Raw genomic sequence first — 20,741 nt, 5'->3', positions numbered from 1 at the left:
CGAGTGTCGTTGACGAGTGGCCTTCACCTGCGAGGTGCCCGTTGAAGATTGCCTGGAATGCGTCCGAATTCGACAGTGCCGTACTGACATGCTGGGGCAAGTCGTCCCATTCCGATGACGGCGGGTGGATGCCGCTGCACCGGCATCTCTCCGATACTGCGGCGGTCGCCCGCCATCTGTTCCACCGGTTCCTGCCCGACTCGGTGCGGCGGACCCTGGCCGCGGCGCTGCCGGGCGGCGAGGACGACGCCGCCGTGCTCTGCGCCTGGCTCGCCGGCGTGCACGACATCGGCAAGGCCACACCGGCATTCGCGATGCAGGTGCCGAAACTGTTCGCGGCCATGGAGGCGGAGGGGCTCACCGCGCAGGAGCAGGTGAAGGCCGACCGGCGCCAGGCGCCGCACGCCACCGCCGGGATGCTCATCCTCGACGAATGGCTGGAACAGCGGCACAACTGGGATCCGCAGCGCACCAAGCAGATCAGCATCGTCGTGGGCGGCCACCACGGACTGCCGCCCGACGGCATTCAGTGCGAGGCCGCCCTCTCCCGTCCCCACCTGCTCGGCTGGTCCCGGCAGGACCACCCGCACTGGCGGCGCACGCAGTTCGCGCTGCTCGACTGGGCCGCCGAGTCGAGCGGGGCGGTCGACCGGCTCGGCGACTGGCGTCAGGTGAAGCTCCCCCAGCAGGTGCAGGTCCTGCTCACCGGACTCGTCATCATGGCCGACTGGATCGCGAGCAACCCGGCGCTCTTCCCGTACCGCACCGACACCGCCTTCGACCAGGCCCGCATCAGGTCCGGGCTCGCCGAGCTCGATCTCACCGCGCCCTGGAACGCGGTCGTTCCCGAACCCGGCGATCACCTGCTGAGCGCCAGGTTCGGACTCCCGAAGCACTACCGGCTCAGGCCGGTCCAGCGCACCGCGCTCGCCGAGGCCGCCGCCGCTCCCGGTGCCGGCCTGATGATCATCGAGGCCCCGATGGGGGAGGGCAAGACGGAGGCCGCGCTGCTCGCCGCCGAAGCGCTGGCGGCGAAGTCCGGTGCCGGGGGCTGCTACATCGCGCTGCCGACCCGCGCGACCTCAGACGCCATGTTCGACCGAGCCCTCGAATGGGCCCGCCGCCTCCCCGACCGGCGCGTCGAGCGGGGCGACCACAGCATCGCGCTCGCCCACGCGAAGGCGTTCGCCAACACCAGGTTCACCAGGCTCTTCCATCGCGGTGCCGCGAGCGCCGTAGCGCAGGACGAGACCGGGAGCGGGCCGGACGCCCGGCTCATCGCCCACTGGTGGATGGCCGGGCGCAAGAAGACCATGTTCAACAGCTTCGTCGTCGGCACGATCGACCAGCTCCTGTTCGCCGCGCTCAAAGCGAAGCACCTCGCCATGCGCCACCTCGGCCTCGCAGGCAAGGTCGTCATCATCGACGAAGCCCACGCCTACGACGTCTACATGGGCGTCTACCTCGACACCGCACTGGAATGGCTCGCCTTGTACGGCGTCCCCGTCGTGATCCTCTCCGCCACCCTCCCCGCGCAGCGCCGCTGCGAACTCGTCGCCGCATACGAGAAGGGACGCAACGGACCCCGGCCGAAGCCAGGACGGCGCAGGCGCGCCGTGCCCACGCCGGCGGAACTGCATCCCGAGCTGCTCGGCGACATCGGCTACCCGGCGGTGATCACCGCCGGAACCGAAGGCCCCGTACGCATCACACCGGTCGAGTCCTCCGGCCGCGCCACCGCCGTCGAAGTCCGCGCCCTCAAGGACGACCCCGCGTCACTGATCGCCTTGCTGCAAAGGGAACTCGACGGAGGCGGCTGCGCGCTCGTCATCCGCAACACCGTCAAGCGAGTGCAGCAGACCGCCCAAGACCTCAGGGACGCCTTCGGACCCGAACTCGTCACGGTCGCCCACTCCAGGTTCGCCGCACCCGACCGGGCCGACAAGGACGAGCTGCTGCGCACCCTGTTCGGCCCGCCTGGCAACGGCCACAAGCGGCCCGCCAAGCACATCGTCGTCGCCAGCCAGGTAGCCGAGCAGAGCCTCGACATCGACTTCGACCTGCTCGTCACCGACCTCGCCCCGGCCGACCTCGTCCTCCAGCGCATGGGCCGCCTCCACCGGCACGAACGCCCCGAGCGCACACTGCCCGCCCGCTGCTACCTCACCGGCGTCGACTGGGAGGCGGAGACGCCCGAACCCGTCCCGGGATCGGTCCGCGTGTACGGCGCATGGACGCTCCTCCGTTCCGCCGCGGTGCTGCACCCGTACCTCGACGGCGGCCGCATGGTCATCCTTCCGGGTGACATCGCCCCGCTCGTGCAGTCCGCGTACGGCACCATCGACATAGGACCTGCGTCCTGGCTCCCTGCCTTCGCGACCGCTGAGGCCCGGGCCCGGGCGAAGCGGGCCGACCAACTTCACCGGGCGACGACCTACCGGATCCAATCGCCCTCTGCCCCAGGCAGCCCCATACTCGGATGGCTGCACGGCGGCGACCCCCTCCAAGACGAAGAATCCCCCGAAGGCCGCGCCATGGTCCGCGACATCCCCGTCGACACCCTCGAAGTCCTCCTCATCGCCCGCGACGGCGACCAGTTCACGACCCTGCCCTGGCTCAAACGCCACCGCCGCGTCGTCCTCCCCACGACCACCTGCCCCGACGACGACCTCGCGAAGGCCGTCGCGGCGACCACCCTCAACCTGCCCGTCGAGATGTCCACCCCCGACGTCATCGCCGCACTCGAACGCCGCCACCCCTGGCTCGACGCCTGGCAGTCCTCCAGGGACCTCGAAGGGCAGCTCGTCCTCGACATCGACCCCGACGCCGGCACCGACCTCGCGGGCTTCCACCTCGACTACGACCGACACGACGGATTGCGGGTGCGCCGACTGTGACCCCACGCTTCAACCTCGTCAACGACCCCTGGATCACGGTCCGGCGCCTCGACGGACCACCCGAGACGGTCTCCCTCACCGACTGCATCGCCAATGCCGCCAACTACACCGGTCTCACCGGCGACCTCCCGACCCAGGCGCTCCCGATCCTCCGCCTCCTCCTGGCGATCGTCCACGCGGCGACCGACGGCCCCGCCGACGGCGACGAGTGGCGCCGAATGTGGGAGACGAAGCGCCTCCCCGCCGACGACGTCACCCGATACCTTGCCGCGCACGCCGACCGGTTCGAGCTGTTCCACCCGGAGACGCCCTTCTACCAGGTCGCCGACCTCACCACCAAGAAGACCGGAACGGGCCTGAACGCCTTCATCGCGGACGTCCCCACCGGGAACCCGAAGTACGCCACCCGCGCCGCCGAGGGCCTCGAACGCATCGGTTTCGCCGAGGCCGCCCGCTGGCTCGTCCACTGCCAGGCATTCGACCTCTCAGGGATCAAAGGCGCCGCGGACGGCGACCCCCGCGCCAAAGGCGGCAAGAGCTACCCGATCGGACCCGGGTCCCTCGGCCGCCTCGGCGGCGTCTACGCCGAAGGTGACAACCTCGCCGAGACCGTCCTGCTCAACTTCATGCCCCTCGACTTCCTAGAAACCGCCGGAACCCCGATCGACGGCGACCTGCCCGCCTGGGAACGCGAACCCCACGGCCCCGCACCCGAGCACCGCGAACCCGAAGGCGCCCCCAACGGTCTGCTGGACCTGTACACCTGGCAGTCCCGCAGACTCCGCCTCACCACCGACGGGCACTCCGTCACCGGCGCGGTCATCTGCCAAGGCGACCGCCTCGAACTGCGCGACCAATGGGCCGCGGAACCCATGACCGCATGGCGCCGCAGCGAGAACCAGGAGAAACTGCTCAAGCTCGAACGGGTCTACCTGCCCCGCAGGCACGACCCCGACCGCGCCTTCTGGCGCGGCATCGCCGCGAACCTCCCCGCACTCTCCACGGGCACCGCCGCGGGGTCGAGATGGACGCCTCCCCTGATCGCGCGGTGGATCGGCCACGCCCACGCCGCCGGACTCCTCGAACGCGACCGGAAAGTCCACTACCACGCGGTCGGCCTCGCCTACGGCACACAGGAAGCGGTCGTCACCGACCTCGTCGACGACCGCCTCACCATGGCCGCCGCCGTCTTCGACGCCACCCGCCCGGAACTCGCCACCGCCGTCGCCGACGCGGTCAAGGACGCCGACAACGCCGTTCGCGCGCTCGCCGCCCTCGCCCGCGACCTCGCCCGTGCCGCGGGCAGCCGCGACAGCGTGGACGGCGCCGGGACCGCGGCCGCCAGCGCCGGGTACGCGGCACTCGGCGCCCGCTACCGGACCTGGCTCGCCCTCCTCGACGCGGACGAGGACACCGGCGCGGCCCGCACCGCATGGCAGGCGGCCGTGTGGGCCGAGGTCCGCGACGCCGCCGCCCGGCTCGTCCGATCCGCCGGCGAAGCCGCCTGGAAGGGACGCGGCACCGGCGCCGACCGGATCAACAGCGCCATCGCCGAGAACCGCTTCCGCCGCAAGGTCTTCAAAGACCTCCCGCTCGCCTTCGCCACCCCCATTGGAGCCACGGACCGATGACCGACACCCTCGAACCCGCCGCCCGCAAGCGGCCCAGGCACTCCCGTGAGCCGGAAGCCCTCGGCAGGCACGTCGCGTCCGTCATCGACGACCTCCAACGGCGCTACCTCAGGCAGGCGCCCGCCGCGATCGCGGCCCTCGCGCAGCTCCGGCAGGCCGTCAACGCCGAACCCGGCACCGCCGGGCTCGCCGCGGTCTGGCTGCCCGACGCCCTGATCGAACCGGAGCTCCGCTCCGAGCACGCCGAGCATCCGCGCGCGACCCCCTCGGAGCAGGCGCTCCACACCGCGGTGACGCTCTTCGCGATCCACCAGCAGTCCCAGCGGGACCAGCGCATGCACACCCCGGGCACGACGTTCGCCGTCGCCTGCCAGTGGCTGGCCGCCGTCCGCGACAACGACGAGACCGTCCACCGCCGCTTCGCCGCCGTGGGCACCGCCGCGACCTATCCCGAGCTCGTCTACCACGTCCGCAACATGGTCACCCAGCTCCGCGCCGCGAAGATCGGGTTCGACTACGGGGTGTTCGCGGACGACCTCCGCCTCTTCCAGCGCGGGCCCGCGCTGGCCAGCGGACTCACGGGCGCCGACCACGTCCGGGCCTTGTGGGGGCGCGAGTACTGGCGCGCGAGCGCGGGGCCGTCCCGTCCCGCCGCGTCCGGCCCCGACACCTCCGACATTTCCGATCCTGCCGACCCCTCGACTTCTCAGGAGTAGCCATGCCCCGCACCATCATCGAACTGCACGCCCTCCAGACCGTGCCTCCGGCGAACTTGAACCGCGACGACACGGGTTCGCCGAAGACCGCCGTGTTCGGCGGGATGCGGCGTTCGCGCGTCTCCAGCCAGTCCTGGAAGCGGGCGATCCGGCTCGACTTCCGCGAGACGCTCGACCAGGCCGACCTCGGGTGGCGGACCAAGCAGATCGTGAAGCTCGTCGCCGAGCAGGTCGAGGCGACCTCGGCGATCGGCACCGAGGAGGCCCGAGACCTGACCGTGAAGGCGTTCAACGAGGGCGGTGTCAAGGTCAAGATCCAGAAGAAGGGCGACGAGATCGAGGAGTCCGGGTACCTGGTCTTCCTCAGCCGCAACCAGATCGCCAACCTCGCCGCCGCGATCGTCGCCGCGTCCGAGGGCGGGGAGAAGCTCGACAAGAAGGCCGTCAAGTCGATCCTGAACGACCGGCACTCCATCGACGTGGCGCTGTTCGGGCGGATGATCGCCGACGACGCGTCCCTCAATGTCGACGCCGCCTGCCAAGTGGCCCATGCGATCAGCGTCCACCCCGTCGAGACCGAGTTCGACTACTTCACCGCGGTGGACGACGAGAAGGAGGACCAGGACGAGACCGGCGCGGGCATGATCGGGACCGTGGAGTTCAACTCCGCGACGCTCTACCGGTACGCGAACCTGGACGTGGACCTGCTCCGCGAGAACCTCGGCGACGACGCCGCGACCGCCCGGGCCGCGAAGGCGTTCGTGCGCAGCTTCATCTGCTCCATGCCCTCGGGGAAGATGAACACGTTCGCGAACCGCACCCTCCCCGACGCGGTCCTGGTGACCCTCCGCGACTCGCAGGCGATCAACCTCGTGGGCGCGTTCGAGCAGCCGATCACGGAGGCCAACGGCCGCATCGAGCGCGCCTGCGAGGAGCTAAAGAACCAGCTCGAAGCCGTCAACAGCACCTACAACGAAGCGCCGCTGCACGTCTGGACGGTGCGGCTGGGCGGGCGCACCAAGGCGCTCGGCGACACCGGCGAGCAGGTGGACCTGCAAGGGCTCCTCGACGGCGTCGAGGCCACCGTCGCCGCGCGGGTCGGCGGATCCTGATGGGCCGCAAGACCCTCAGACTCAAGCTGGCGGGGCCGATGCAGTCCTGGGGCACCTCCAGCCGCTTCACCCGCCGGGCCACCGACGCGGCGCCGTCGAAGAGCGGCGTCCTCGGGATGCTCGCCGCCGCCAAGGGCGTCCGGCGCACCGAGCCGCTCACGGAGCTGCTCGACGTGCGCTTCGGCGTGCGCCTCGACCAGCCGGGCACGCTCCTGCGGGACTTCCAGACCACGCGCCCGCTCGACGTCCCCGACGCCAACGCGACCCTCGCCGAGCGCTTCTACCTCACCGACGCGGTCTTCCTCGCCGCGGTCGAAGGCGACGGCGACCTGATCGACGACCTCGCGGAGGCGTTGCGCCGCCCCAGGTTCCAATTGTTCCTGGGACGCCGCTCCTGCCCGCCCTCGGACAAGGTCCTCCTCGACGCCGTCGGCATGCCGCTGGAGGAGGCGATCGCGGCCCAGCCCTGGCTGGCGGCCGCGCACCACCGCCACCGGTGCCCGCCGCGCGTGGACCTGGAGGTCGTGCGGGACGCGCGCCCCGGCGAGCAGGGCGACGCCGTCCAGGACGTCCCGGTCAGCTTCGACCCGCGGCACCGGCGGTACGCGTGGAGGCAGGTCGTCCCCGACAGTGTCACTGTGGACAATCCCGGGTCGCGCCTCCGGCGCCACGACCCCTTCGCCGTCTTCGAGGTCTGACATGTACCTGACCCGCTTCCGCTTCAACACGGCCCGCCGCGGCGCCCGTGGCCTGCTCTCCGGCCCGAACCGGCTCCATGCGGCCGTCCTCCACGGCTTCCCCGAACCCGAACGGCTCCAAGGGGACGGCGGCCGCATCCTCTGGCGGCTGGACTCGACCGCCCGCCACGACGCGGTCCTCTACATCGCGAGCCCTGAGGAGCCCGATCTCACCCATCTGGTCGAAGAGGCGGGCTGGCCCGCCCGCGGCACCGGCTGGGACACCCGGCCGTACGGGAAGCTGCTCGCCTCGCTCGACACCGGCCAGCGCTGGGCGTTCCGCCTGACCGCCAACCCGGTGCACTTCGCGCGCACGACGCCCGAGGGCCCGAAGCGGTGGCTGCCGCATGTGACCCCGGACCAGCAGCTCGAATGGCTGCTCGACCGCTGCGCGGGGCGGGGGTTCACCATTCCCGCGGGGGCCGACGGCGGCCCGAACGTCACGGTGCACGACCGCGCCTGGCTGCGGTTCACGAAGTCGCAGGACCGGCGGGAGGTGACGATCCGGGCGGTCACTTACGAAGGCGCGCTGGAGATCGGTGACGTCGAGGCGCTGCGGCATTCGCTCGTCCACGGCATCGGAAAGGCGAAGGCGTACGGCTGCGGCCTGCTGACGCTCGCTCCGCTCGGCGGTGGTTGATGGCCTCGATTCCGGGCGTTCCTCCTCCGGAGCTGCCGGACCTGGTCCGCGTCGAGGATCGCATGTCGTTCCTCTACACGGAGCGGAGCACGCTCGGCCGGGACGCGAACGCGGTCACGATCAGCGACGCGGCGGGCGTGGTGCACGTGCCCGCGGCGTCGCTCGGCGTCCTGATGCTCGGGCCGGGCACCCGCGTCACGCATCAGGCCATGTTGCTGCTCGCCGAGAACGGCTCGACCGTGATCTGGGTGGGGGAGTTCGGGGTCCGCTACTACGCCCACGGCAGGGCGCTCGCCGAGACCAGCCGCCTGATCGAGGCCCAGGCCCGCCTGGTGAGCGACCGCTCCCTGCGCCTCGGCGTGGCCCGCCGCATGTACGCGATGCGCTTCCCGGACGACGACGAGGTCTACGCGCTCACCATGCAGCAGCTCCGCGGCCGGGAGGGGGCTCGCGTGCGGGCCTGCTACCGGGAGCACTCGAAGCGGACCGGGGTTCCTTGGGGCTCAAGGAAGTACGACCCGGCGGACTTCGACTCGGGCGACCCGGTCAACCGGGCGCTCTCGGTGGCGCACTCCTGCCTGTACGGGGTGGTCCACGCGGTCACCGTGGCACTGGGTGCTTCCCCGGCGCTCGGTTTCATCCACTCGGGGCATTCGCGGGCGTTCGTCTACGACATCGCGGATCTCTACAAGGCCGAGGTGACGATCCCGGTCGCCTTCGACGTCGTCGCCGCTGCGCCGCAGGACGTCTCGGCGGCGACTCGCCATGCGGTCCGCGATGCGCTCCGCTCCGGGAAGATCCTGGCCCGCTGTGTCAAGGACATGCGGGACCTGCTGGCCGCGGAGGACATGGAGCTGGAGGGCGACGGGCGCGAGGACTACTGGATGCAGACGGCCGAGGTGCGGTTGTGGGACGAGTCGGGCGAGGATGTCGCGGGCGGTGCGAACTACGACGATGCCGCTGCGCCCGTTGATGAGCCTGAGGTTCCGTTCTGATGACGGTCATTGTGCTGACCGCCTGCCCGGCGGGGCTCCGCGGGCACCTTACGCAGTGGATGCAGGAGATCGCCGCCGGGGTATTCGTCGGCAAACTGAGCCGACGCGTTCGTGAGCGCTTGTGGGCCAGTGTCTGCGAGCTGTCGGCCGGTGGCCGGGCCCTGATGGTCTACCAGAACCGGAGTGAGCAGGGGTATACCTTCGAGACGCACGACCACCACTGGGAACCGGTCGACTTCGACGGCATCACCCTCATGCGCCGACCTAGCGGCGGCGCAGGCGCCAGCAGCAAACTCAAGCCGGGCTGGAGCAGGGCCTCGAAGCGTCGAAAATACGGAGGCAGGAGTGGCCGCTGACGACAATCCGACCAGCCAGAATTGCCGCCCGCTTTTGAAACCACAATGGTCAGTGATCGGACTGCGCGCAATGCGGTCGCGGCACCCCTGATGAAGAAGCGGCAAGCCCCGGACCCGCGGGGATGAGCCGTCACCCGGGTCGCCAGCAAATGGTCGTCGTCGGGCAAGCCCCGGACCCGCGGGGATGAGCCTCGTGGGTGGGCTGGTAGCCGTCGCTGCTCATGGCAAGCCCCGGACCCGCGGGGATGAGCCCACGCGCCACTTCGAGCCGCCGCCGCACACGCTGCAAGCCCCGCACCCGCGGGGATGAGCCGTGGCCGCGGAAGCCGAGCATGTGCGCCCAGCGGCAAGCCCCGCACCCGCGGGGATGAGCCTGATCCGGGCGTGAGCATGGGCAAGGACCCGGTGCAAGCCCCGCACCCGCGGGGATGAGCCGGTGACGGTGATCGGCGGCGGGGGCGGCGGGCAAGCCCCGCACCCGCGGGGATGAGCCGGCGTACGACCTCTCCAAGCCCAAGGACTGCGTGCAAGCCCCGCACCCGCGGGGATGAGCCCCGCCTGCTCATCAACCCGATCCTCCTCGACGAGCAAGCCCCGCACCCGCGGGGATGAGCCGTTGTCGAGTAGACAACTAACTAAATACAACACGCAAGCCCCGCACCCGCGGGGATGAGCCCCGGCCCGACTCCAGGGTGACCCAGCGGGTCGTGCAAGCCCCGCATCCGCGGGGATGAGCCCAGGCTGTTCCAGAAGTCCCAGGCTGCGCAGCGGCAAGCCCCGCATCCGCGAGGATGAGCCCGAGCGCGTATCCACCCCGTGATGATCGCACCGGCAAGCCCCGCGCCCGCGGGGTCGCTCCTTGGCGACGGCGATGCGGAGTAGATACCGCAAGCGAGCCCCATCTGCGGGGTGGGCTGTTGATCCATCGAGCATTGTTTCCGTGGCGGTTGCTTGAAAGCCTGGGGCACAACGGAGTTAGAGAAGGTGTTGCTGACTGCGGTTACGATGGAGCAACCTCTCGGCCCATCATTGGAGCCCCGTGTGTCGCTGCTCTCCGAGTTGATCGCACAGTTGAACGCGCTCAGCGAACAGAACCGCGAGGCCCAGGCCGAGCTCTCCAGCGCGCATGACCAGATTGAGGGCGCGCTCGGCCAGGTGCGGGACGCGACGATTGACTCCAGCAACCCGCTCGTCGCGGAAGGCATCGGCCAGTGGCAGGCCGGGCTCGACAAGCTCGACGAAGCCCGCGCGCTCATGGCAGCAGGCGACCAGTCCATGAGCGCCTACATCGCCGGCCCCCTCCTCGGTGGGGGTTCAAGAAGCGGTGGTGGCAATCCACCAGGGGCACCGCCAACGGCCGCTCCTCCGCCCGCGCCAGAGCCCTCACACGGGGACGTGACTCGTCCCCGGTTCGCTCCCGACCCTGATCGACGCCCGAGTGGGCCGCCCACTGAACTCCAGGGCACGGCCTCCAACAAGGAGGACCTTCGCCGAGAGAACGAGGCCGCGAAGGTGCTGGCTGAGGCCGGATACGACATCGAGCAGAACCCGGCGACGACTTCGAGCGGCAAGAACCCCGATTACCTGATTCAAGGGGAAATCTGGGACTGCTACTCCCCGAGAGGCAGCAGCACCCGCACCATCCACACCGCCATTCGCGAGAAGGTCGGGCGAGGCGGGGAAGACCAGCAGGCTGACCGGATAGTCTTGAATCTCGACGCGTCCGGCGCCAGCCCTGCGGAGATCCGGGCTCGTCTTGAGCGGTCCCCGATCCGAAGGCTCCGTGAGATCAAGATCGTCAAGGGCGGCAAAGTGACTCAATTCTACCCGTGGGATTCGGAGGTCGACTCGGATGGCGATTGAGTACCATTTCGACGCGTCCCCAGTATTGGATGACCGGGCCGCACTCGACTACTTTGCCGGGGCGCTCGGATTCGAGCGGCGCTACACCGATCATCGCGCGGGCAGTGACGAGCTCCAGGCCACGGTCTCAATGGTCCCCGCCGAGGAAGACCCTGAGATGGCGGCCATGCTCGGGGGCGTGAAGGCGATCCTGTCGATCACCTTCCGCCAGGCCAAGAATCTCGGCGACGTGGGGGACGCCCATGTCGTCCGCGATCTGCTGACCGCGATCACGCGCTTCCTGGAGGAGTTCCCCGACGCCAACGGCGTCTTCGCCTACAACTTCGAGACCATCCTCGTCCAAAAGCTCGGCGACGGCGGCATCGAGCTCGACCAGCGGCTCCGCGAACCCGGCGGCGACAACCGACACGGCACACTTGCCGATCTACTCGCCAAGTACCCGGTACTCGAGATCGACCAGGTGCTGCTCTGACACCGTTAGCGCGTAACCCGGATGTGCACGACCCAGGCGTAGGAATGAGCTGACTCGCCAACGAGTGGCCGGAATCCGACAGCGGCAAGCCCCGCCTCCGGCGGGGATGAAATCAAGATCATCAGGCTAGGTCTCGTCGAGCAATTCCATCCATGGGAATCAGAGGTTCAGTCGAATGTCGATCGAATACAACTTGATCGCTTCGTCGGCGCTTCCTGAACGGGCCGCGCTTGAATATTTAGCGAAGCTTCTGGCCTGTGATCGTGAATATAGCGATCCGGATGGTGTTGCCCGGGGCAGCGAGCTACGCGTTGGTGTTCTACGGACGAGTGTCGACCATGACCCCGAGATGAGCGAGTTGCTCGGCGGCGTAACCGAAATTCTGACGCTGTTCTTCCATCCATCGAAGTTTCTCACCGAGGACCACGATGCGCGAATCTTCGCTGAACTGATGGAGGCTGCGGCTCAGTTCTTCGAGGATTTCCCACAAGCGAAGGGCCTCTTTACCTTCCAGGGAGAAGAGATCTACTTGCAGAGGCTCGGTGAGGATGGGATCATCCTGGATGAGCGCTTGAGCGGGCCCGACTATAACCGAGACGGTGTGTTGGATGCACTGCTTGCTAAGTACACCGTTCGCGAGATTGACCAGGTACTGCTCTGAGGAACTCGGCGCGTCTAGAACGAGTAGGAGGCGATCGGAATGGGTCATACGCTGAGCTTCAGCACGGATATCCGTTTCGTCTCATCGACCAAGTTCGTCAGACTTAGCGAAGGCTCCACCCACGCGAGGATCACCAGCCAGAATCGCACGTCGTTCAAAATGCCACAATGGTCGGTGATTGGCTTTTGCATGCAGAGGCGCTAGAGTGCCTGATGACGAAGTGCAAGCCCCGCACCCGCGGGGATGAGCCCGCCCACATCTACGGCGCGGCGACGCTGCTGCGGCAAGCCCCGCACCCGCGGGGATGAGCCGACGGGATCGACGGCCTCCAAGGCGCCATCAACGCAAGCCCCGCACCCGCGGGGATGAGCCCTCCATCAGCGCCGACTTCATCGGCTCCAACAGGCAAGCCCCGCACCCGCGGGGATGAGCCGTTCGCGAGCTTGACGACGTCGGTGTAGCGCTTGCAAGCCCCGCACCCGCGGGGATGAGCCGAAGTTCCGCGGGCTCCTGCCCGGATAGACCACGCAAGCCCCGCACCCGCGGGGATGAGCCCCTGTGGCAAGAACGCGCCCCGGTCCCCACCAAGCAAGCCCCGCACCCGCGGGGATGAGCCCGCGGTGAGGATGAGCGCGAGGATGTTGCCCCCGCAAGCCCCGCACCCGCGGGGATGAGCCGGTCATGCCATCTCCACGTAGGCGAGGGCGACGGCAAGCCCCGCACCCGCGGGGATGAGCCTGTGATCAGGCCGAGGAGGGTCAGCGCGAACGCGCAAGCCCCGCACCCGCGGGGATGAGCCCTCCTCGCCGGAGTAGATCGCCGGGTCGGGGCAGCAAGCCCCGCACCCGCGGGGATGAGCCCAAGGGCGAGCAGACCATGCAGGCTGGGAACGCGCAAGCCCCGCACCCGCGGGGATGAGCCCCTAGGCCGATGCGGACCGCATGGAAGGGGTTGGCAAGCCCCGCACCCGCGGGGATGAGCCCAAGTCCCATGCCGAGACGCCGCCGACGCCCTCGCAAGCCCCGCACCCGCGGGGATGAGCCCACCACGTACGACGCGGCCACGCGTTGGGGTCGCAAGCCCCACACCCGCGGGGATGAGCCCGTCCCCGTCCGGGAGTCGTCAACAGTCCCGTTGCAAGCCCCGCGCCCGCGGGGATGAGCCCAGGTAGGACCACTGGTTGCCGGTAAAGCCCCAGCAAGCCCCGCACCCGCGGGGAGTTGTTGGGGTTATTTGGGTTTGCGGTGTTTGGTTAGCCAGAGGAGGTCTATTGGGAGGTTGAGGAGGAGGGCGGTTGCGACTCCGGGGGCGTAGCCGTTGTTGAGGATTGCGAGGGGGAGGTGGGGGATGGCGACGTTTATGAGCATGACTGTGGCGAGGAGGGTCACGGGCCAGGTGCGGTCTCGGCGGATGGCGAAGAGCACCAGAGCGAGGCCGAGGAAGGTGACTACGGTGGTCGCGATTTGGAAGGCGGCGGGTGAAGGCCAGGGGAGGGGGAGGCTGGGCGGGAGGTTGTCGAAGAAGGCGGGGGCGGTGAGGGCTTCTTCGAGGTTGTGGAGCGCGAAGGCGCCGAATACCGTCCACGCCCAGCCTTTTCGCATGGGGCAAGGCTAACGGGGATGGGCGGGGGTTGGGGATGGGGCGCCGCGGAGGATTTTGACGGCTATGCGGAGGGCCCGGGTGAGGCGTTTACGGAGTGGGGGACGGGAGGGCCGGGTGGAGACGTGGGCTTGGGCCAGTGGGGCCGAGGATTCGAGGAAGCGGGACCAGGCAAGGTCGCGGATCACGACTACCTGGTGGTGGCTGGGTGCACCGGGGAGCGGGTCCGGGGCTTCGTCTCGTCGGTGACGGCCTGTGCGGGGGTCGCGCTGGTAGGCGGCGTCGGCTCGCCAGAGCCACGGGCCGGGGTCGAAGGCGTCGTACGGGGCGGTCCGGAATTGGTGCCCCGAAAGGGTCATCCGGGTGGGTGTCGGGCGGTTTTCGGGCAGCGTCGACTGCGGTACTGTCGTGAACGACATTGGAAGTAACTCTCCTTGTGTCATGCCGCCCGGTGGACAAAGTTGGTAGCTATGGGCCACTGGGCGGCGCTTCTGATGAACGCCTTATGTGAAGTTGGTGCGACATGTTCACGGAACGTGTCGGTGCAAGCATGAGGAGTGGTTCTTGGTTTTGTCAACCCCCAGTCGCGGCGTGTCTTCGAGTCTTATATGGACAATGCCATCTAGCAGGCACGAGTAAGGGGCCCATCCGGAAGGATGGGCCCCTTACTCGCGGAATGGGGGACGCGCTACCCGCGCCGGGCGGCGTCGAGGAGGCCGACGAAATCAGCGGTCGCGAGATCGAACACGGGGGAGACCTGACCGAGCTTCGAGTCGCGGACCTGGAAGGTGCCGGATTCGGAACGAGCCTCCACACAGTTGGAGTTGTTGGTGGCATCGCTGCGGGTGCTCTTACGCCAAGCGGTCGCGCTTTGCATCGAGATACTCCTCCAGTGGTGTTGCACGACGCCAGTTCGGCTCGATCGGCCCATGGTACAACTTCACACGCTCTGCTTCCTCGATGCATGAGGTTCGATCTCGGATTTCGGTGAACACGAAGGCCGGGCCTGCGGCCGGGTTTCCCGCTGGGAGAAAGAGCACGAAATGTCCGCGAAGGGTGTGCGGCCTTGCCATGACGCGGAGCTCGAAATTGGCAAGTGCGTTCCACTCGCGCAGGAGCTCCAGTTGGTCGCCTCGGTCGCCCGCTTCGAGCTCGCGCAGCCAGAGCAGAGCCGGTTCTCCGAGAACGATCTGAGATTTGAACGGGTCAGTACGCCCCCGGAGACCCGTGGCGCGGCGCTCTTTGACCTTGCGGCCGAACTTTGCCCTCTCGTCGGTCGTTCCATCGAGGGGCTGGAGAACCTTGAAGTGGAAGGCATCGGTCTGGAACGGGCCGGGGAGCGTATCAGGCTCCCACACAAAGGTGTAGTTGTAATGGCGCTCGCCCTTCTCCAACAGGATCATGTTGAACCTCGGATCGAACTCCAATCCCGTCTGGTCAGCCTTCTTGGTGCGGACCACCTTCTGCACGTGGAGGATCCGCTCCTCGTCCGCGCCACCGAACTGGGTGATGATCTCGCGGACGTCGCCGACTGATGGTTGCCCCTTTCCCTTCAGCCAGTTGGTGATAGTCCCAGGACTCATGTCGAGTGCCTGAGCGACCTCCGCTATCGACTTCTCGCTGTCGATGATGCAGTCGGTGAGGTCCCGGATTCCGTACCAGTTCGAGAGCGTCGGTTTGGCCATGAGATGTACCCCGCATTTGGTGGGAAAAGCGCTGCTGGCCAATCATGATGACATATGAGGTCCTATTGCGAAACCAGCGTCATTGCGGTAAGGGGCTGCGGCGCAAAGAATTTGAGGGGTAAGGGGCGCCGAAAATTTTTGGGAAAAATTTTGGAGAGGTGTTCCGGAAGAAGAAGTAGCAGGTCGTGTCGGGTTGCTACCAGCGGAAACGTCGCCTAACTTGGAGTCACGGGGGTCGCACAAGCGGCTCCTGTCTGGTGGGAAAAGCCGGGAGGCCGGGTCAACGCTCTTGTGAGCGGCGGCCTTCCGGCGCCGCTCGATCGGATATCCGACACTCCCGAATGGAGGGCGAGCATGGCTGAAGAGGCCGAATTGGTGCGGGGCTCGTTCCGAGACGACTATCGGAGCTATACGGTCCGCGCGTCGAGTGCGGACGCACCCGACTCGTTTCAGGTGATCGCCGGAGCGCGCGAGGACATCGTGCTCGTCATCTCCGGCTTGAACTCCGGCGACCTCAAGGCGAGCTGGGGGCAGTACTGGGCGCGGCTCAAGCCGCAGGACAAGATCTGGCTTGAGGAGCAGGCGTTCCGCGTCTTCTACCGCGGCAGGCGCATCGTGGGCGCGGCGCGGTTTTGCGATGGGTAGCGGCGATGAAGGGCCCTACAACCTCCGGTCCGACGGGAAGCCCGGCGTCGACGGGTACCTGGGGGACTTCCGGAGGGGGCCGGCGGTGTTCACGCTGTACCGGCTCGGGCCCGACCATCCCGGCCGGGCGCACAAGATGATCGCGTACCTGCTGGACGTCGATGACGGGGCCGGCGCCCGTGAATGCTGCCGGTTCACCGACGACCCGGAAGACCTCCCCGAATGGGCCGCGACCTGGCTCGGCGACTCGTGGTGCGACTGGATCATGGAGCGCTGCAAGGCCCTCATCGACAACCCCGATACCGGCTGACCTTGCCCTCCCCAACGGCCCGGTCGGGAGCAGGTGGGCTCCCGGCCGGGCCACTTCGTTTGGCTCCCTTAGGCGTTGGTTGCTGGAGGCGTGTCGAGCGGGGACTCGTCGAACTGCCGGAAGTCGGCGTAGGCGACGATGTTGCGCGTGCGCAGGATCCGCAAGGCCCGGTGGCGCACCTTCAACAGCACGTCGAGCTCGTCCGGGGACAACGAGTCGAGGTCGACCGCGGGCGGTTTGCCGGTGGTGCGGAACCGGACGTCCGCGACGATGGCGCCGATCGTGAGGAGGAGCAGCACGATCAGCGGTGCGAGCAGCGTCCACAGGGGCTTGTCCGGGATGTCCTTGAAGAGGACCGATCCGAGCGACAGCACCGCGGCCGCCATCATCATCACCGAGATGCCGCACAGCGTGCGGTCCCACTGCCGGTACGGCGTCAGCGCCCAGGGGACGAGGAAACCGAGCACCGCGACGCAGGTCAGGGCCGAGCCGATGTACGCGATGGGAAGCAGCACTTCGGCATCGGGAATGGAGAGCATCGCCAGCGCCAGCGCGACACCCGCCATGAGGCCCAGAACGGTGAAGATCCGCCCGATCACCGCGCACGCGCGGCCCAGGCCCGTACGCCGGTACCAGCGCTTGGCCAGCGTCAGTTCGACGTAGGCGTAGTCGGTGACGACGCGGTTCAGGCTCTCGATGTCGAAGCCCTCGAAGTTCGGGTGGGTGGTCGCCCACTCGTTGGGCTGTATCGCCGCGGCTTTCGGCATCGCCGGTCTCCCTTGGTATCCGCCGGTCGTCAGGTCTGCGGGCCGAAGTCGCGCCAGCCGGTGTGGCGGCGTTCGAGCACTCGGCGCCATTCGCGCTCGTCGAGGCCGTCGAGCTCGGACCAGTATCCGAGGGGGAACTCTCCGACGCGGATCAGGTCGGCCTCGTCGAGCTTGACCAGGCCGCGGTGGACGACGACCTCCAGCAGGCGCCCGCGTGCGCGGATCGCGCGGGCCCGCTTGTCGGAGCTGCGCGGGCCGCGGCGGGGCGGTTTGCGGGGCCGCTTGCGGTTGTTCGTGCGGCCCTCGGGTTTCGAGGCGAGGCCGAGCACCAGCGTGACGGCGCTGATCAGTGCCGACGCGGGCATCAGGACCGGGAGCCAGGACTCGGCCGTGGCAGGGGAGACGGCGAACATGATGATCGCGGCGGTCGAACCGACCATGTTGAGCGCGTTGACGATCAAGACCGGAGTGCTGCGGCGGCGCGTCTCCCACCAGAGGGTGAACGTCGTGATCGCGGAGAGCGTCGCGACCACGAAGGCGAAGTTCGACAGGGAGAACCAGCCCTGCGCGGCGTCCGTGCTGCTCTCGTTGACGCCGAACGCGACCAGGGCGAGTCCGATCAGCGGCGCCCCTGCCAGCGGGATCGCGAAGAGCACCACCACGGTCCAGCCGACGACGCCGAGCAGGCGCGCCACGCCGGAGCCGGGCAGGCGCCCGTACTCGCGCGAGAGCACGGCGGCCTCGGCCTCACCCCAGCTGAAGGGGTGCGAGAACTCGGCGGTGCGGGCCCAGGAGTCGACTTCCCGGCGTCCCCATTCGCGCTCGGCGTGATCGACCTTGCGCGCCCATTCGGCGAGCGGTCCCGGAAGTCCCATCGCTGGAGTGTATGCGAGCGGTGCCAGGCGTGAATTAGCAGGTCGTGAGGGATGTCAGTGCGGTGTCAGCGGCGTGTCAGGCGGTCGGCCGATAGTTCTCACATCAAGGCGAACCGCCGAGAAAACGAACCGCTTGAAGGAGCACGAAATGACCGTCGACATCACCGCCCAGGACGAGATCACCATCCGCACCGCCGCTTGGGGCACCGTCTCCCTCCTCGCCGCCGCCGGGATCGCCGGGTCGGCCCACAAGGTCGCCACCGACGCGGCCCTGGCGCTGAACGCCACCACCGGCGCCGTCGGCCACGTGGTCGCCTCCGCCAAGGGCGCCAAGCTGAAGGGCAAGTCCACCGCGGCCCTCGCCGACGAGGTCTTCCCCGCGCTGACCGAGTCCGTGAAGCTCCTGGAGGCCCAGGACCCGGCCGAGGCCGAGAACTTCCGCAGCACGATCGCGGTCGTCATCGACGCGGCCACCCGGGCGCACAAGGGCGAGCCGAGCCCCACCCTCGCCGAGATGGCCCGCAAGATCAACGAGGCCCTCGCCGCGTAACACCCCACGCCGAACCGCACCACCCGCCGCCGTGCCGCAGGACCCCCGGGTCCTCATGGCACGGCGGCGAAACGCGTATTCACCCTTTGGCGGGAGGGGTCCCGGTATCCGTGCCGCATTCTGGGAGAGTCGAAGTGCCCCAGGAACGGAGACGCACATGCCCGCCTTGCGAAGCCTCGCGGCCGCACTGCCCGCCCTCGCCTTCCTCGCGGGCTGCGGCGCGCCCGGCGAGACGACCTCCTGCGACGAACCCGGGGCCACGTACTCGCAGGTCCTGCTGGTCGACCTCGCCGACTCGGAGGACTGGGACGAGTCGGTCGTCTTCCTCGTCTGCACCGAGGAGCGCACGATCGCGATCGTCGACGAGAACGGCGACGACTACACCAGCCTTGAGGACTTCCAGCGCAACAACGAGCTGTTCGAGACGGGCGACGAGATGCTCGTCCCCGCCGACTTCCCTGCTGTCGACTCCGAAGCCGACTTCGAGACCGTCCCTGCCAAGACCCCGCCGCTCAGCCTGTGGCAGATCATCGGCATAGCCGCCGCCGGCCTCGCCGTCATCGCCCTCGTCGTCCTCCTCATCACCAGACGCCGCGGCCCTAGCCCGACCGGCCTCGGCAACGCCTTCAACGCGGAATGAGCCAAGGACGTCGCTCTTCCCGCTCACCGCGCAAACGTCTCCCGAACCAGCTCCCCGAGCTCGACCGTCAAGTCCTCCACAGATTTCCCGTTCGGGCCGAAGTACTTCGGTTCGTTCTCGGTGCCTTCAGAGAGGTTCCGATTCGAGACGGTGAGGAGCAGGTTGCTGTCGGAGGCGGTGCACTGGTACTCGGGGTGAGTGACGATGCCGATCCGCTTCTGGCAGGTGCCGTGCTCCCAGCCGTTCAGCGACTCGTAGTCGGTGCTCCAGCCATCGCCAGGGGGCCGCGGCTCGTACACGTCGTCATCGTTGACCTCGATCTCGATCGTGAGTTCCTGCTTGGATTCGCCTTCCTGCCACCTCCACTGGCACACATAGGAGTTGTAGGAGGGCTCAAGCCGGGAGACGTCCGGCGCAGGAGCTCCAGCATCCCCCCAATCCAGGTACTCGTCCGCGGCGTCGCCGCCGCCGAGGCACGACTCGGCCCAGGAGTCGGGGGCCGCGAACCGGTAGTCGATCTGGAGCCACTTGATCAGCGGATACGAGGCCAGCAGCAGGATGAACGCGATGATGATCGCCGCGACGATCAGCATTCGCCGGTTGGACCCGGGCTCCCATCCCTGCGGAACCGGCGCGGCGCTAGAGGCTTGACGCATGGTGGAAGCTCTCTATGTCCGCCTCGTCGGTGCCGGGCGGGGCCGGAATCGCCACCTCGCGCATCGTCCATCCGCTGCGGAGCGAGTCGATCGCGTCGTAGATCTCGTCGTCGGCATGTCGGATCGCGCTTTCGACCTTGGAGAATTCCGTGCAGACGTCGTTTAGCAGCGTGTTCAGGTTCTGCGCGGACAGTTCGACCTCGCTCACCTGGAACGAGTACATGCCCCCTGCGAGCGCGGAGACGCCGCCGCCGATGCTGCCGACGAGTGCCAGCGCGCCCACAGCGGCTCCAGCGCTCAGGCCCGCCGCGATCACGCCGAGCACCACGAGGGTCATGGTGTTCTGCATGGCCTCCTGGGTGTCCCAGTAGTTCTGGATCATCTTGTCGGCGAGGTCGTTCGCATTCGTGAGCAGGCTGCTCATCGACTCCTGGGAGACCTCGACGATCGAGGCCATCGAGCCGCACGCATTGACCGCCGCCGCGAGCAGCTCGGCCTGTCGTGCCTGGGCGCCCTCATATCCGGAGAAGTACTCCTCGAACGCCTCGGCGGCGTCGCCGTACCAGTTGCCGATCTTGGTCAGCACGTTGCCGGGCGCCCCTTGGAGGTCGGCCATGTCGCTGGCCACTCCGTCGAGGAGCTCGGTCGCCCCTCGGAACTGCTCGGCGTCGATGCTGAAGATGTTGCGGCAGAGCTCGGGGATGGTTCGCAGCTCGGGGTAGTCGCCGCTGGAGATGACCCCGCCCTGCGATTCGATCGCCGCGTCGTAATACGCCTGGAAGGGCAACCCTGTGCCTACAGCCGCTGCGGCGGCGGCCACCGGGTTCCAAGCGGCGACCGCCGCTTCGAGGGCCTGCAATTCGTTCGCCTTGACGGCGAGGTCGTACAGCTTCGCGTCGACCTCTTCGGCGGTCAGAACCTCGATCATTTCAAT

At 68.3% G+C, this 20,741-nt stretch carries 22 protein-coding genes and 2 CRISPR repeat arrays; of the genes, 15 read left to right on the top strand and 7 right to left on the bottom strand.

Features of this window, described 5'->3' with window-relative positions; translation table 11 throughout:
* The first annotated feature begins 41 nt into the window (after positions 1 to 41).
* The 11 genes from cas3 (at position 42) to AB0A65_RS03725 (ending at position 12,080) form a co-directional block, all read left to right on the top strand.
* The gene (gene cas3, locus AB0A65_RS03775; protein ID WP_359945761.1) at positions 42 to 2,897 is read left to right on the top strand and encodes a CRISPR-associated helicase Cas3'; all 2,856 of its coding nucleotides are present in this window, start codon (positions 42 to 44) and stop codon (positions 2,895 to 2,897) included.
* Entirely contained in the window at positions 2,894 to 4,528 is a 1,635-nt protein-coding gene (gene casA / locus AB0A65_RS03770) for a type I-E CRISPR-associated protein Cse1/CasA (RefSeq protein ID WP_359945758.1), read from the top strand. The genes cas3 and casA overlap by 4 nt, the downstream gene beginning before the upstream one ends.
* Complete coding sequence (casB, locus tag AB0A65_RS03765; RefSeq protein ID WP_359945755.1) at positions 4,525 to 5,244, top strand: type I-E CRISPR-associated protein Cse2/CasB; 720 nt, start codon at positions 4,525 to 4,527, stop codon at positions 5,242 to 5,244. The genes casA and casB overlap by 4 nt, the downstream gene beginning before the upstream one ends.
* A 2-nt stretch (positions 5,245 to 5,246) precedes the next feature.
* Positions 5,247 to 6,356 carry a type I-E CRISPR-associated protein Cas7/Cse4/CasC gene (gene cas7e / locus AB0A65_RS03760; protein WP_359945752.1) on the top strand — a complete coding sequence of 370 codons (1,110 nt, stop codon included), beginning with the start codon at positions 5,247 to 5,249 and terminating at the stop codon, positions 6,354 to 6,356.
* Positions 6,356 to 7,054 (top strand): type I-E CRISPR-associated protein Cas5/CasD, encoded by a 699-nt coding sequence (cas5e, locus tag AB0A65_RS03755; protein WP_359945749.1) that lies wholly within the window; start codon positions 6,356 to 6,358, stop codon positions 7,052 to 7,054. Before cas7e ends, cas5e begins: the two co-directional genes overlap by 1 nt.
* A 1-nt stretch (position 7,055) precedes the next feature.
* A complete protein-coding gene (gene cas6e / locus AB0A65_RS03750) occupies positions 7,056 to 7,733 on the top strand; it encodes a type I-E CRISPR-associated protein Cas6/Cse3/CasE (protein WP_359945746.1) in 678 nt (225 codons plus the stop codon).
* Positions 7,733 to 8,728: a type I-E CRISPR-associated endonuclease Cas1e gene (gene cas1e, locus AB0A65_RS03745; RefSeq protein WP_359945745.1), complete on the top strand. Its 996-nt coding sequence runs from the start codon at positions 7,733 to 7,735 to the stop codon at positions 8,726 to 8,728. Before cas6e ends, cas1e begins: the two co-directional genes overlap by 1 nt.
* Positions 8,728 to 9,084 carry a type I-E CRISPR-associated endoribonuclease Cas2e gene (cas2e, locus tag AB0A65_RS03740; protein ID WP_359945742.1) on the top strand — a complete coding sequence of 119 codons (357 nt, stop codon included), beginning with the start codon at positions 8,728 to 8,730 and terminating at the stop codon, positions 9,082 to 9,084. Before cas1e ends, cas2e begins: the two co-directional genes overlap by 1 nt.
* Before the next feature lie 101 nt (positions 9,085 to 9,185).
* A CRISPR array of direct repeats spans positions 9,186 to 9,943; the repeat unit is 28 nt; unit sequence GCAAGCCCCGCACCCGCGGGGATGAGCC.
* 182 nt (positions 9,944 to 10,125) lie between these two features.
* Complete coding sequence (locus tag AB0A65_RS03735) at positions 10,126 to 10,947, top strand: hypothetical protein (protein ID WP_359945739.1); 822 nt, start codon at positions 10,126 to 10,128, stop codon at positions 10,945 to 10,947.
* Complete coding sequence (locus tag AB0A65_RS03730; protein WP_359945736.1) at positions 10,937 to 11,419, top strand: SitI3 family protein; 483 nt, start codon at positions 10,937 to 10,939, stop codon at positions 11,417 to 11,419. Before AB0A65_RS03735 ends, AB0A65_RS03730 begins: the two co-directional genes overlap by 11 nt.
* A gap of 175 nt (positions 11,420 to 11,594) precedes the next feature.
* Complete coding sequence (locus AB0A65_RS03725; RefSeq protein WP_359945733.1) at positions 11,595 to 12,080, top strand: SitI3 family protein; 486 nt, start codon at positions 11,595 to 11,597, stop codon at positions 12,078 to 12,080.
* A 222-nt stretch (positions 12,081 to 12,302) separates the two neighbouring features.
* Positions 12,303 to 13,305: a CRISPR direct-repeat array (repeat unit 28 nt; unit sequence GCAAGCCCCGCACCCGCGGGGATGAGCC).
* A gap of 4 nt (positions 13,306 to 13,309) precedes the next feature.
* On the opposite strand, the gene AB0A65_RS03720 is transcribed toward AB0A65_RS03725, so the two are convergent.
* The 3 genes from AB0A65_RS03720 to AB0A65_RS03710 form a co-directional block, all read right to left on the bottom strand.
* A complete protein-coding gene (locus tag AB0A65_RS03720; protein WP_359945730.1) occupies positions 13,310 to 13,681 on the bottom strand; it encodes an HXXEE domain-containing protein in 372 nt (123 codons plus the stop codon).
* Positions 13,682 to 14,367: 686 nt separating this feature from the next.
* Entirely contained in the window at positions 14,368 to 14,556 is a 189-nt protein-coding gene (locus AB0A65_RS03715) for a DUF397 domain-containing protein (protein WP_359945727.1), read from the bottom strand.
* Positions 14,531 to 15,364: a Scr1 family TA system antitoxin-like transcriptional regulator gene (locus tag AB0A65_RS03710; protein WP_359945724.1), complete on the bottom strand. Its 834-nt coding sequence runs from the start codon at positions 15,362 to 15,364 to the stop codon at positions 14,531 to 14,533. The genes AB0A65_RS03715 and AB0A65_RS03710 overlap by 26 nt, the downstream gene beginning before the upstream one ends.
* A gap of 354 nt (positions 15,365 to 15,718) precedes the next feature.
* Between AB0A65_RS03710 and AB0A65_RS03705 the strand changes: the two genes are divergently transcribed.
* Together AB0A65_RS03705 and AB0A65_RS03700 are read left to right on the top strand one after the other, a co-directional pair.
* Positions 15,719 to 16,009 carry a hypothetical protein gene (locus tag AB0A65_RS03705; RefSeq protein WP_359945721.1) on the top strand — a complete coding sequence of 97 codons (291 nt, stop codon included), beginning with the start codon at positions 15,719 to 15,721 and terminating at the stop codon, positions 16,007 to 16,009.
* Entirely contained in the window at positions 16,002 to 16,319 is a 318-nt protein-coding gene (locus tag AB0A65_RS03700; protein ID WP_359945718.1) for a hypothetical protein, read from the top strand. Before AB0A65_RS03705 ends, AB0A65_RS03700 begins: the two co-directional genes overlap by 8 nt.
* 68 nt (positions 16,320 to 16,387) lie before the next feature.
* Here the strand turns inward: AB0A65_RS03700 and AB0A65_RS03695 are convergent, their stop codons facing one another.
* Positions 16,388 to 17,086, bottom strand: a complete 699-nt coding sequence (locus tag AB0A65_RS03695) for a hypothetical protein (protein ID WP_359945715.1) — start codon at positions 17,084 to 17,086, stop codon at positions 16,388 to 16,390.
* A gap of 29 nt (positions 17,087 to 17,115) precedes the next feature.
* Entirely contained in the window at positions 17,116 to 17,961 is an 846-nt protein-coding gene (locus AB0A65_RS03690; RefSeq protein ID WP_359945712.1) for a hypothetical protein, read from the bottom strand.
* A 148-nt stretch (positions 17,962 to 18,109) separates the two neighbouring features.
* Between AB0A65_RS03690 and AB0A65_RS03685 the strand changes: the two genes are divergently transcribed.
* Together AB0A65_RS03685 and AB0A65_RS03680 are read left to right on the top strand one after the other, a co-directional pair.
* A complete protein-coding gene (locus AB0A65_RS03685; protein ID WP_359945709.1) occupies positions 18,110 to 18,511 on the top strand; it encodes a hypothetical protein in 402 nt (133 codons plus the stop codon).
* A gap of 157 nt (positions 18,512 to 18,668) precedes the next feature.
* On the top strand, positions 18,669 to 19,151 hold the full coding sequence (locus AB0A65_RS03680; protein ID WP_359945706.1) for a hypothetical protein: 483 nt from the start codon (positions 18,669 to 18,671) through the stop codon (positions 19,149 to 19,151).
* A gap of 23 nt (positions 19,152 to 19,174) precedes the next feature.
* Here AB0A65_RS03680 and AB0A65_RS03675 read toward each other — a convergent pair whose 3' ends face one another.
* Together AB0A65_RS03675 and AB0A65_RS03670 are read right to left on the bottom strand one after the other, a co-directional pair.
* On the bottom strand, positions 19,175 to 19,744 hold the full coding sequence (locus AB0A65_RS03675; RefSeq protein ID WP_359945703.1) for a hypothetical protein: 570 nt from the start codon (positions 19,742 to 19,744) through the stop codon (positions 19,175 to 19,177).
* A 46-nt stretch (positions 19,745 to 19,790) separates the two neighbouring features.
* The gene (locus AB0A65_RS03670; protein ID WP_359945700.1) at positions 19,791 to 20,735 is read right to left on the bottom strand and encodes a hypothetical protein; all 945 of its coding nucleotides are present in this window, start codon (positions 20,733 to 20,735) and stop codon (positions 19,791 to 19,793) included.
* Between the last annotated feature and the right edge of the window lie 6 nt (positions 20,736 to 20,741).

Source organism: Glycomyces sp. NPDC047010, from assembly GCF_040644205.1.
Taxonomy (GTDB): Bacteria; Actinomycetota; Actinomycetes; order Mycobacteriales; family Micromonosporaceae; genus Glycomyces.
This window is presented reverse-complemented; position numbering and strand designations above follow the sequence as displayed.

Coding starts and splice junctions, on each gene's coding strand:
- casB (WP_359945755.1), top strand. CDS start 4,525: ATGACCGACACCCTCGAACCCGCCGCCCGCAAGCGGCCCAGGCACTCC.
- cas7e (WP_359945752.1), top strand. CDS start 5,247: ATGCCCCGCACCATCATCGAACTGCACGCCCTCCAGACCGTGCCTCCG.
- cas5e (WP_359945749.1), top strand. CDS start 6,356: ATGGGCCGCAAGACCCTCAGACTCAAGCTGGCGGGGCCGATGCAGTCC.
- cas6e (WP_359945746.1), top strand. CDS start 7,056: ATGTACCTGACCCGCTTCCGCTTCAACACGGCCCGCCGCGGCGCCCGT.
- cas1e (WP_359945745.1), top strand. CDS start 7,733: ATGGCCTCGATTCCGGGCGTTCCTCCTCCGGAGCTGCCGGACCTGGTC.
- cas2e (WP_359945742.1), top strand. CDS start 8,728: ATGACGGTCATTGTGCTGACCGCCTGCCCGGCGGGGCTCCGCGGGCAC.
- AB0A65_RS03730 (WP_359945736.1), top strand. CDS start 10,937: ATGGCGATTGAGTACCATTTCGACGCGTCCCCAGTATTGGATGACCGG.
- AB0A65_RS03725 (WP_359945733.1), top strand. CDS start 11,595: ATGTCGATCGAATACAACTTGATCGCTTCGTCGGCGCTTCCTGAACGG.
- AB0A65_RS03720 (WP_359945730.1), bottom strand. CDS start 13,681: ATGCGAAAAGGCTGGGCGTGGACGGTATTCGGCGCCTTCGCGCTCCAC.
- AB0A65_RS03715 (WP_359945727.1), bottom strand. CDS start 14,556: ATGCAAAGCGCGACCGCTTGGCGTAAGAGCACCCGCAGCGATGCCACC.
- AB0A65_RS03710 (WP_359945724.1), bottom strand. CDS start 15,364: ATGGCCAAACCGACGCTCTCGAACTGGTACGGAATCCGGGACCTCACC.
- AB0A65_RS03705 (WP_359945721.1), top strand. CDS start 15,719: ATGGCTGAAGAGGCCGAATTGGTGCGGGGCTCGTTCCGAGACGACTAT.
- AB0A65_RS03700 (WP_359945718.1), top strand. CDS start 16,002: ATGGGTAGCGGCGATGAAGGGCCCTACAACCTCCGGTCCGACGGGAAG.
- AB0A65_RS03695 (WP_359945715.1), bottom strand. CDS start 17,086: ATGCCGAAAGCCGCGGCGATACAGCCCAACGAGTGGGCGACCACCCAC.
- AB0A65_RS03690 (WP_359945712.1), bottom strand. CDS start 17,961: ATGGGACTTCCGGGACCGCTCGCCGAATGGGCGCGCAAGGTCGATCAC.
- AB0A65_RS03685 (WP_359945709.1), top strand. CDS start 18,110: ATGACCGTCGACATCACCGCCCAGGACGAGATCACCATCCGCACCGCC.
- AB0A65_RS03680 (WP_359945706.1), top strand. CDS start 18,669: ATGCCCGCCTTGCGAAGCCTCGCGGCCGCACTGCCCGCCCTCGCCTTC.
- AB0A65_RS03675 (WP_359945703.1), bottom strand. CDS start 19,744: ATGCTGATCGTCGCGGCGATCATCATCGCGTTCATCCTGCTGCTGGCC.
- AB0A65_RS03670 (WP_359945700.1), bottom strand. CDS start 20,735: ATGATCGAGGTTCTGACCGCCGAAGAGGTCGACGCGAAGCTGTACGAC.